8 protein-coding genes and 1 riboswitch are annotated in these 10,755 nt (G+C 33.0%); of the genes, 3 read left to right on the top strand and 5 right to left on the bottom strand.

All coding sequences use genetic code 11. The annotated features are described in order from the left end of the window. Positions 1 to 6: 6 nt before the first annotated feature. The 5 genes from purL to eno form a co-directional block, all read right to left on the bottom strand. The gene (gene purL / locus ACY3IT_RS04610) at positions 7 to 2,127 is read right to left on the bottom strand and encodes a phosphoribosylformylglycinamidine synthase subunit PurL (protein ID WP_463081817.1); all 2,121 of its coding nucleotides are present in this window, start codon (positions 2,125 to 2,127) and stop codon (positions 7 to 9) included. A gap of 12 nt (positions 2,128 to 2,139) precedes the next feature. Beyond that, on the bottom strand, positions 2,140 to 2,793 hold the full coding sequence (purQ, locus tag ACY3IT_RS04605; protein WP_463081816.1) for a phosphoribosylformylglycinamidine synthase subunit PurQ: 654 nt from the start codon (positions 2,791 to 2,793) through the stop codon (positions 2,140 to 2,142). Next, positions 2,790 to 3,044 (bottom strand): phosphoribosylformylglycinamidine synthase subunit PurS, encoded by a 255-nt coding sequence (gene purS, locus ACY3IT_RS04600; protein ID WP_463081815.1) that lies wholly within the window; start codon positions 3,042 to 3,044, stop codon positions 2,790 to 2,792. Before purS ends, purQ begins: the two co-directional genes overlap by 4 nt. Beyond that, positions 3,041 to 4,348 carry an adenylosuccinate lyase gene (purB, locus tag ACY3IT_RS04595; protein WP_463081814.1) on the bottom strand — a complete coding sequence of 436 codons (1,308 nt, stop codon included), beginning with the start codon at positions 4,346 to 4,348 and terminating at the stop codon, positions 3,041 to 3,043. Before purB ends, purS begins: the two co-directional genes overlap by 4 nt. Before the next feature lie 135 nt (positions 4,349 to 4,483). Next, a riboswitch (purine riboswitch) is annotated at positions 4,484 to 4,585 on the bottom strand. A 2-nt stretch (positions 4,586 to 4,587) separates the two neighbouring features. Beyond that, positions 4,588 to 5,862, bottom strand: a complete 1,275-nt coding sequence (gene eno, locus ACY3IT_RS04590; protein WP_463081813.1) for a phosphopyruvate hydratase — start codon at positions 5,860 to 5,862, stop codon at positions 4,588 to 4,590. A gap of 154 nt (positions 5,863 to 6,016) precedes the next feature. Between eno and ACY3IT_RS04585 the strand changes: the two genes are divergently transcribed. From ACY3IT_RS04585 to ACY3IT_RS04575, 3 genes are read left to right on the top strand one after another with little or no spacing between them, the layout of a single operon-like run. Then, positions 6,017 to 6,604 (top strand): phosphoribosyltransferase, encoded by a 588-nt coding sequence (locus tag ACY3IT_RS04585; protein WP_463083605.1) that lies wholly within the window; start codon positions 6,017 to 6,019, stop codon positions 6,602 to 6,604. Then, positions 6,601 to 8,214 (top strand): glycosyltransferase, encoded by a 1,614-nt coding sequence (locus ACY3IT_RS04580; RefSeq protein WP_463083604.1) that lies wholly within the window; start codon positions 6,601 to 6,603, stop codon positions 8,212 to 8,214. The genes ACY3IT_RS04585 and ACY3IT_RS04580 overlap by 4 nt, the downstream gene beginning before the upstream one ends. A gap of 13 nt (positions 8,215 to 8,227) precedes the next feature. Further along, a complete protein-coding gene (locus ACY3IT_RS04575) occupies positions 8,228 to 10,711 on the top strand; it encodes a sugar phosphate nucleotidyltransferase (RefSeq protein ID WP_463083603.1) in 2,484 nt (827 codons plus the stop codon). The last annotated feature ends 44 nt before the right edge of the window (positions 10,712 to 10,755 follow it).

Raw genomic sequence — 10,755 nt, 5'->3', positions numbered from 1 at the left:
CTTCTTTCAGAAAAGGGTCTTTATGTCTAATTCAAGAAAAGGTCTAACTATAAATTTATCTGGAATTACTTTACCTATTTTTTGTACATTTAAGTTATATTTCTCTGCATATTTTAAAAACATAGTTTCTTTTTCTCTTGATACCTCCGCAATTAAAATAGAACCTTCACCAAAAAGCATTTCAGCTTTATCTTCTCTTGGGAGATTTACATACAATCCTTTATTTCCCCATATCGATAGTTCTAACAAAGAAGCCAACATTCCCCCCTCACTTACATCATGTAAAGAAAGAATAATTTTTTCCAACCTTATTTCCTCTAAAAAATATTTTAATTTTCTATCCCAAATTAAATCTACATATGGGGGCTCACCTTCTATAACCCCATAAAGATCTTTCATAAATCTTGATCCATCTAAAGTTAATCTTGAAAAATCACCTATCACATATATAGGATTTTCATATTCTTTTAATCCCGGTGTTATTAAATATGAAAGATCCTCAATAATTCCAACCATACCAATAATAGGAGTAGGGAAAATTTTGTTATCACCTTGACCATTATAAAAACTAACATTTCCACTTACTATAGGTATTTCCAATATTCTTGATGCCAAATTAATACCCTTTACTACTTCTTTAAATTGATAGAAAACATCCGGTTCATCGGGATCTCCAAAATTCAATCCATCAGTTATAGCTAATGGTTTGCCACCAACACAAAGAATGTTTCTACAGGCCTCTGCTACAGCATACATAGCCCCTTGTTTAGGATTCAAATAACAATATCTACCATTCCCATCTGTAACAATAGCAATACCCTTATTTGTATTTTTAATTCTCAAAACAGCAGCATCACCAAATCCAGGTGGTAAAACTGTATTTGTTTGCACGGAATAATCATACTGGGTATAGATTTTTTCCTTAGTTTTTATATCTTGAATTAAAATCTCTATATATTTTTCCACATCTTCATTGGTGACTGTTACTACGTTTTCTTTCCTTTCCTTCTTGGACCCCATTGATGGTGGATCAAATATAAGAGAACCATCCACTAAAAGCTCGGTAGGTAGATCAACAACCTTTACTCCATTAAAATAAGCTATAAATCTTTCTTCTTTAATTACCTCTCCTATAACTTCTGCTTCAAGATCCCATTTTTTAAACACTTCAATAATATCCTTTACTTTATCTGGTCTAACTACAAAAAGCATTCTCTCTTGAGATTCCGATAACAATATTTCTTCTGGTGTCATATTTTCCTCTCTTTGAGGAACTTTATCAAGATAAACTTTTACTCCACTTCTTCCTCTACGTGCAGACTCTGATAAGGCACTCACAAGACCTGCAGCACCTAAATCTTGAATACCTATAACACCATCCTTAGCTGCAGCCTCTAAAGTTGCCTCAATAAGAAGCTTACCCAAGAAGGGATCCCCTACTTGAACTGATGGTTTCTTTTTGTGAGTTTCATCATCAAGCTTCTCTGAAGCAAAACTTGCTCCTTGAAGACCATCCCTACCCGTTCTTGCGCCAACAAGTACTAGAAGATTACCTTCACCTTCAGCTTTTCCTCGATAAGATTTTTGATTTGGAGATAATAATCCTAAACACATAACATTTACTAAGGGATTTGATGAATAACATTCATCAAATACTATCTCTCCTCCCACAACAGGTACTCCAATACAATTACCATAAAAACTTATACCACTTACTACTCCCTCAAAAAGATACTTATTTTTTGGTTTATCAATTGAACCAAATCTTAATGAATCAAGTAGAGCAATAGGCCTTGCTCCAAGAGCCAATATATCCCTTACAATTCCTCCAACTCCTGTAGCAGCTCCTTGAAATGGTTCAACTGCTGAAGGATGATTATGGCTTTCTATCTTGAACACTATTTTATATCCATCTCCTAGATCTACAATTCCTGCATTCTCGCCTGGACCTTGTTCTACCCACTCTGCTTTTGAATAAAAATCCTTTAGATATTTCCTTGAGTGTTTATAACTACAATGTTCAGACCATATTACAGATATAACAGACCATTCTATATCATTTGGCTCTCTACCAAGCAATTCTCTTGCATGTTTTATTTCTTCTTCCTTAAGCCCAAAAATTCCCATGATTACACCCCTTTATTTTAGAAATGATAAGAACAGATTAATCCCATCAGAGCTTCCCAAAATATCTTCTACTGCTCTTTCAGGATGAGGCATCATACCCATTACATTACCCTTTTTATTAATAATTCCAGCAATATTATCAATTGAACCATTTGGATTTTCATATTCATATTTAAGTACTATTTGATTGTTCTCCTTCAGATCTTCTAATCCCTTTTCTGATATATAATATCTACCTTCTTTATGGGCTATAGGTATCTTAATAACCTGATTAACTAAATACCTATTCAAGAAGATATTTTGATTATTCAATACTCTTATAAAAACAGGTTTACATATAAAAGTATTGGTAACATTTGGTAACATAGCTCCAGGTAAAAGACCTGCCTCTAAAAGTATCTGGAACCCATTACATATACCTAGCACATATCCACCTTTATTTGCAAAATCTATTACCTCATTCATGATAGGAGAAAATCTTGCAATAGAACCAGCTCTCAAATAGTCTCCATAAGAAAATCCTCCAGGGAGTATTACCATATCCACCTCTTGAAGATCATGATCTTTGTGCCAGAGAAAAACTGGGTCATGTCCTGTAATCTTTAAAGCATAAAAGGTATCCATATCACAATTTGTGCCTGGAAATACCACTACTCCTACCCTCATTCTCTTTCCACCCTTATTGAAAAATCTTCTGTAACTGGATTAACAAGTACAATTTCACTCATTTTTCTAACTTTTTCCATCACTTCCTCTTCAGAATTCCCCATCAGTTTAATTTTAAGGACCTTTCCAACCCTCACATCTTTTACTTCTTCAAAGTCTAAGGAATGAAGAGCATTTCTAATAGTTTTACCTTGAGGATCAAAGATCCCCTCTTTTAAAAAGATCTCTAATATCACTGTCCATTCTTTCACTTTAATTCCTCCTTAACTCCAGATCTCTGAAATATAAAATCTATATTTTTAAGGAATACTTGCGGAGAAAAACAACTTTCTATCTCTTCCTTAGAAAGTTTTTCTGTAACTCTCTTATCTTCTAAAACTACCTCTAAAAAATCTCTTTTTTCATTGATAGCCTTAAATGCATCCTCTTGAATCCATGAATAAGCAATATCCCTTAAAACCCCTTTTTGGGTAAGAGCTAATAATAAGTTTTGAGAATAAAATATTCTATAATTAGTATTCATGTTCTCTAGAATATTCTCTTCATTAACTTTTAAATCTTTAACTATCTCATAAGTTAGATTAAGTATATAATCAGTGAGGGTAGTAGCATCTGGAAATATTACTCTTTCTACAGAAGAATGACTAATATCTCTCTCATGCCATAAAGGAATGTTTTCAAAAGCAGAATTCATATATGACCTTATTACTCTTGACAGTCCACAAATTCTTTCAGAAAGAATAGGATTTCTTTTATGAGGCATAGCTGACGATCCCTTTTGCCTTTCCCTAAAAGGTTCTTCCAATTCTCCTACTTCCGTTCTTTGGAGATGTCTAATTTCAAGAGCAATTCGTTCACAAGACGAAGCTATCATTCCTAAAACATAAATTACTTCTGCATGTCTATCTCTTGGAATAATTTGTGTAGCAACTGGTTCAGGTTCTAATCCTAAAATCTTACATGCCAATTCTTCTACTTCAGGTGACAAATGACTTAATGTACCAACAACACCTGAAAATTTTCCATATCTTATGTTTTCTCTTGCCTTTCTCAACCTCTCTAAATTTCTTTTAAGTTCTGACCACCATCCCAAAAACTTAAAACCTAAGGTGATTGGTTCTGCATGCATTCCATGAGTTCTTCCCATCATAGGCAAATCTTTGTATTGAATTGCTTTTTTTGCTATTTCATCTAACAATTTTAAGAGATCTGATTCTATATAATTAAGAGCTTCTAAAATTTGTAAAGAAAAAGCAGTATCCATAACATCTGATGATGTAAGTCCTTGATGGATGTATTCAGATCCTTCTCCTACATATTGAGCCACATTAGTTAAAAATGCTATCATCTCATGATTATTAATCTTTTCTATCTCCTTAATTTCTTCGACTTTAAATCTTGCTTTCTTTTTTATTTTTTCAAATGCTTCACTTGGGATCTCTCCTAATTTAGCTCTTGCTTCTAATACTGCCTCTTCTACCTTCCACCAAAGAGAATATCTTTTCTCATCAGACCAAACTTCTCTTAATTCCTTTCTACTATATCTTTCTAACACTTTTTTTACCTCCTTTAAAAGCAAAAAGCCCAAGCTCATAGGTTCTCCTTACGAGGGAACCTACCCGCCTGGGCTTTTATCCCTTCGGTGTAGCAAGATCAACAATCTTGCCAGCTCCGCTTGGATCTTTAGACCCTAAGGAGCTCTTCCGCTCGTAGTCAGGCAATTTACGGTTGCCTGGTAGAAACTCCCGAGCCATATTCTCGGGATTATACGAAGCTTAAGTAGATTATATAAAACTATCTCTTGAAGTTCAATATACCCCTATAAATTGCAGAATCCCCTAAATCTTCTTCTATTCTAAGTAGTTGATTATACTTAGCTATTCTATCAGTTCTACTCAAAGAACCTGTTTTTATCTGCCCACTATTCACTGCTACTGCTAAATCAGCAATAAATGTATCTTCAGTTTCTCCAGACCTATGAGATATGACAGTTCTATAGCCAGCTTGATGGGCAATTCTTATGGTATCAAGAGTCTCTGTTAAGGTACCAATTTGATTAACTTTTATCAATATTGCATTTGCAATTCCTCTTCTGATTCCTTCTGCTAAGATTTTTGGATTGGTAACAAATATATCGTCACCCACAAGCTGTATTTTCTTACCTAACTTTTCTGTTAGCTTCTCCCAACCATCCCAATCTTTTTCAGAAAGTCCATCTTCTATAGAAACAATAGGATATTTATCACATAGATATTCATAGAAAGAAATCATCTCTAAAGATGATAAAGCCTTATTTTCAGCCTTCAAAATATATTTACCATCTTCATAAAATTCACTAGCAGCTGGATCTAACGCTAAAGCTACATCCTTACCAGGTTCAAATCCTGCAGATTTAATTGCTTCCACCAATATAGCCAGAGGTTCCTCATTTTTCTCTAAATATGGTGCAAAACCCCCCTCATCACCTACATTTGTATTTAAACCTTTACTCTTAAGGATATTCTTTAAGGTATGAAAAACTTCAACAGCCCATCTTAGAGACTCTTTAAAAGTAGTAGCTAAGGGAACAATCATATATTCCTGAAAATCTAATGGGTTATCAGCATGCTTTCCACCATTAATTACATTCATCAAAGGGGTTGGCAATTCTCTTGCCTGTACTCCACCTAAATACATATAAAGAGGTACACCTAAGGATTCTGCAGCTGCTCTTGCAGTAGCAAGAGATACCGCCAGTATAGCATTTGCTCCGAGTTTTGACTTGTTATCAGTACCATCAAGATCTAGCATTGTTTTGTCAACTGTATATTGATCTAATGCCTCTATACCAATTATTTCTTGTGCAATTACCTCATTTATATTTCTTACCGCCTGTAAAACCCCTTTTCCTTTATATCTCTTAGGGTCGTTATCTCTTAACTCTAAAGCCTCCCTACTTCCTGTAGATGCTCCTGAAGGAACAATAGCCCTTCCTATAGAACCATCTTCTAAATAGACCTCTGCTTCTACAGTAGGATTTCCTCTTGAGTCTAAAACTTCTCTACCACGAACATCAAGAATTGCAGGCATAATTAGAAACACCTCCTAATTTAGATTTGTTTTTATTTTATTAAGGTTATTATAACACTTATTTTTAATAATAACTTTAAATTTTCTTTTAAAAGAAGCCACTTTAATATAGAATATAATTAGAAAATAAAAATATTAAGCAAGGAGGCGAAAAATGGAGTACTTGGCACCCAGCTGGGAAGAAATTTATAATCTATGTCTTGATCTTGCAGATGAGATTAATAAGAATAAATTTAATCCTGAAGTTATAGTTGGGATTGCACGAGGAGGATGGATTCCTGCAAGAATACTATCTGATCTTCTTGGAAACTCTTATACAGCTAATCTTAAAATTGATTTTTATAGAGGGGTTGGAGAAACTAAAGAAAGACCAATTATAACTCAAACTATCTCAACAATTGTTGAAGGGAAAAAAGTATTAATAGCTGACGATGTGGCAGATAGTGGAAAAAGCTTAAAGGTTGCTAAAGAACACTTAGAACAATGTGGGGCAACTCAAGTAAAAATTGCTACCATATATTACAAACCCTGGTCTATCATTAAACCCGATTTTTACATAAAAGAAACAGAAGCATGGATAATCTTCCCTTGGGAAAGAAAAGAATTTGTATCTAAAATGATAGAAAGCTTAAGAGCGAAAGGACTTAGACATGATGAAATAATGAAAGAAATAGAAAAAAGTGGAATTCCTAAGGATCTAATATTAAGATTTGTAAATGATTTAATAGGAGAAGACTCATGAAAAATGCCATTTCAGCAGGTGGAGTAATTATTAATCCTATCAACAAAAAAGTTTTTATCCTAAAAAGAAAAAATTCTAATTGGGTTCTCCCTAAGGGACATATTGAAAAAGGAGAATCTCCAGAAGAAGCAGCTATAAGAGAGGTAAAAGAAGAAACAAATTTGAATGTGAAAATTATAGATTTTATAGGAAAGACCCACTATATTGCTCCCGCTACAGAAAGACATCCTGAAGAGGACAAAACAGTATTATGGTTTCTTATGGAATCCTATGACTCTAATAATGTTAAAATCGAGGAAGATGTATTCTCAGATGGAAGATTCTTGTATTTTAATGATGCATATAATCTTCTTACCTTCGAGCAAGAAAAAGAAATATTGAGAAGAGGATATGAATTATATATGCTTCAAAAAGGCGAAAAAAAACTTCATGTTTTAATGTTAAGCTGGGAATATCCACCAAGAATTGTAGGCGGACTCAGTAGACATGTGAAAGATCTCAGTGATGCTTTAGCAGAGAAATATACTAAAGTTTCCATCGTAACATGTGGTACAAAAGATGTCCCTTGGGAAGAGCATAAAGAAAATCTCTCTGTTTATAGAGTACCAGAAAAAATAATAGACACCCCCAATTTTATCTCATGGATCTACTTTCTCAATATCTCCATGATGATTAAAGCCTTAGAAATAAACAGAACAAATCCCATAGATATCATACATGCTCATGACTGGCTATCTGCTTTTACTGGATATGTACTAAAACACTCTCTTAAAAAACCTCTTATATCAACAATTCATGCAACCGAACATGGTAGAAATCAAGGGATATATACTGAAGAACAAAAATTTATCCACAATGTGGAATGGTGGCTAACATATGAATCTTGGAAAGTAATTGTATGCAGTAACAATATGAAAGATGAAGTAAAATCTCTTTTTAACTTACCGGATGACAAAATAAAAATTATCCCTAACGGTATAAACCCCGAAAACTTAAAAACCACATTAAATTATAATGAAATAAAAAGCAGATATCTTAGTCAAGATGAAAAAATGATACTCTTCATTGGTAGAATGCATTATCAAAAGGGAGCGGAGTATCTTTTAAGATCTATACCCTATATTAATAATGATTATCCAAAAGTTAAATTCATCTTTGTAGGGACAGGGCCACAACTTGATTATTTAATTGAAGAAAGCAAGAATTTAGGTGTCAAAGAAAAAGTTATATTCACAGGCTTTGTAGATGATAACCTGAGAAATGCTCTACTCCATGCATCTGATATATGTGTTTTTCCCAGTATCTACGAACCCTTTGGGATAGTTGCATTAGAAGCTATGGCTTTAGGAAAGCCTGTAGTAGCAAGTAGGCTTGGTGGCTTTGCTGAGATAATTGAAGATGGAATAGACGGTATACTTTTTGAACCTAAAAATATATTAGATTTAGCAAATAAAATAAAAATGCTTTTATACAATGATGAGTTAAAAGAAAATATTGGAAAAATGGCAATGAAAAAAGCTTTGGAAAAATATTCTTGGAAAAGTATTGCTGAAGAAACTAAAAAGGTTTACTTTGAGATTTATAGAGAATATCTAAAAACTGATTGGTAAGGGAGGTTTTTTCATGAAAGTTGTTGTAATGGCAGGGGGAGAGGGAACAAGATTAAGACCTCTAACCATCACACGTCCCAAACCTATGACCCACATTGTTGGTAAACCTATAATGGAACATATTATTAACCTTCTTTCAGAACAGGGTTTTAAAGAATTTATTGCCACTTTATATTATTTACCTGAAATCATCCAAGAATATTTTAATGATGGGTCCAATTGGAACATAAAACTCGATTATTCTACTGAAGAATCTCCTCTCGGTACAGCTGGAAGTGTAAAATATGCCCTTAAGGATAAGGAAAAGGGAAGAATTTTAATAGTAAGTGGAGATGCCTTAACAGATTTTAACTTTCAAGAAATTATAAGATTCCATGAAGAAAAAAAAGCCTTAATTACAATTGTATTAACAAGTGTAGAAAATCCTCTAGAGTATGGCGTGGTAATTACAGATGATGAGGGAAGAATAGTTAAATTTTTAGAAAAACCCAGTTGGGGAGAGGTATTTAGTGATACGGTTAATACAGGTATATACATTTTGGAACCTGAGGTTTTAGATTATATACCAGAAAATGAGCCCTTTGATTTTAGTAAAGACCTATTCCCAATGCTTCTTGAAAAAGGTGCACCTTTATATGGTTATATAGCAAATGGATATTGGTGTGATATAGGAAATTTAGAACAATTCCTCAAAGCCAATATTGATATACTAACTGGTAAAGTAAAAATAAAGATTCCAGGTAGAGAAATTCTTCCTGGTATCTTTGTAAACGAAGATGTGGACATTTCTCACTCAGCCTTTATTAAGCCGCCCGTCTACATTGGCCAATTTTCAAAAATAAAAGAAAATGCAACTATTCTTGGACCAACAGTTTTAGGAGATTCTGTATTTGTAGATAGCGAAGCCAAGATTCAAAGAAGTGTGATATTTAATAATACCTATATAGGTAAAAAAACAAATATTTATTCATCCATAATAGGTAGTAAATGTAATATAAAAAACTCCGTAAAAATAGAAGAAGGAGCAAGCATAGGTGACAACAATACAATAGGAGATAGAGTATTTATTAATACAGGAGTTAAAATATGGCCCAATAAATATATAGAGACTGGATCCATTGTTAATACAAGTATTGTCTGGGGAAGCCATTGGAGAAAAACCCTCTTTGGTCAAAGGGGAATTACAGGAAAAATAAATATAGAAATAACCCCTGAATTTGCAACTAAAATAGGCGCGTCTTTTGGTACCATACTTCCCAAATCATCTTATGTGGTAATGAGTAGAGATGCAAGGCCAGCTTGTAGAATGATAAAAAGAGCTATTTTAACAGGTATTCTCTCTACAGGTGTAAATGTGTTTGATATAAGGACCCTTCCAATACCCGTATCCAGATATGCTACCCCAAATTTGGATACTGTTGCAGGCGTTCATATAAGAATATCACCTTATGATCCTGAAAAAATATTAATAGAATTTTTTGATAGATCAGGTATTAACATTGATAAAAATACTGAAAGAAAAATAGAAAATACTTTCTTCAGAGAAGATTTTAGAAGAACTTATACAGAAGAAGTAGGAGAAATAAAATTTCCTCCGCATGTAATAGAATATTATACATGGGGATTACTTAAATCAATAGATAAATCAAGTATTGAGAAAAAAAGATATAAAGTTGTAATTGATTATCAAGGAAATAGCGCTTCTTTATTCTTACCCAATATACTCTCCCAATTAAAGATAGAAAACATATCTCTTAACATATATGGAGAAGATACACATAAAATAAAGGTTCCCAATGAAGAAGTTATTAAAATTACAAAGGCTGTTGGGGCTGATTTTGGCTTAATTATCAATAATGACGGTGAAAGTTTCTCAATCATAACACCAGGGGGAAAATATCTTGCAAAAGATGAGTTAATCGCAGTTCTCACCTATCTTACATTAAAACTTTATCCAAACTCGCAAATAGTCATACCGGTGAATATTTCCCAATCAATAGAAAAGATAGCTAATAATTTAGGAGGAAGAATAATAAGAAGCAAAATTTCACCTTCTGAATTAACAAAAACTTTATTAAGAACAGAATCCAAATTTGGAGCTAGTGAAGATGGCCTTATATTTCCTGATTTTCAACCTGTTTTTGATGGAATATATGGTCTATTAAAGTTTCTTGAAATCTATTCAAAGAATAATCTCACACTAAAAGAATTAGTAGAAGAATTACCAGAATATTTCAAAGTAAAAGCTACGGTAGATTGTTATGCAGAAAATAAAGGAAAAATCATGAGAAAGCTTATAGAAGAGAATGCTGAAAAAAACATAGAATATATAGATGGAATAAAAGTATATATAGATGATTCTTGGGTACTTATTATTCCACACCCAGAAGAGCCCGCTCTTATAATATATGCTGAATCTACAACTCTAAAGAAGGCTCAAGAACTATTGGAGGAATTCAGCCAAAAGATTAAAGATTTAAATATAGCTTTAACCTAATTTTAACTTGACATTAATATATCTTCAAATTATCTTAAAATGAG

This window comes from Dictyoglomus sp. GBS, from assembly GCF_055179815.1.
Note: the sequence above shows the minus strand (reverse complement) of the source record. Positions and strands in the feature narration are given on the sequence as shown.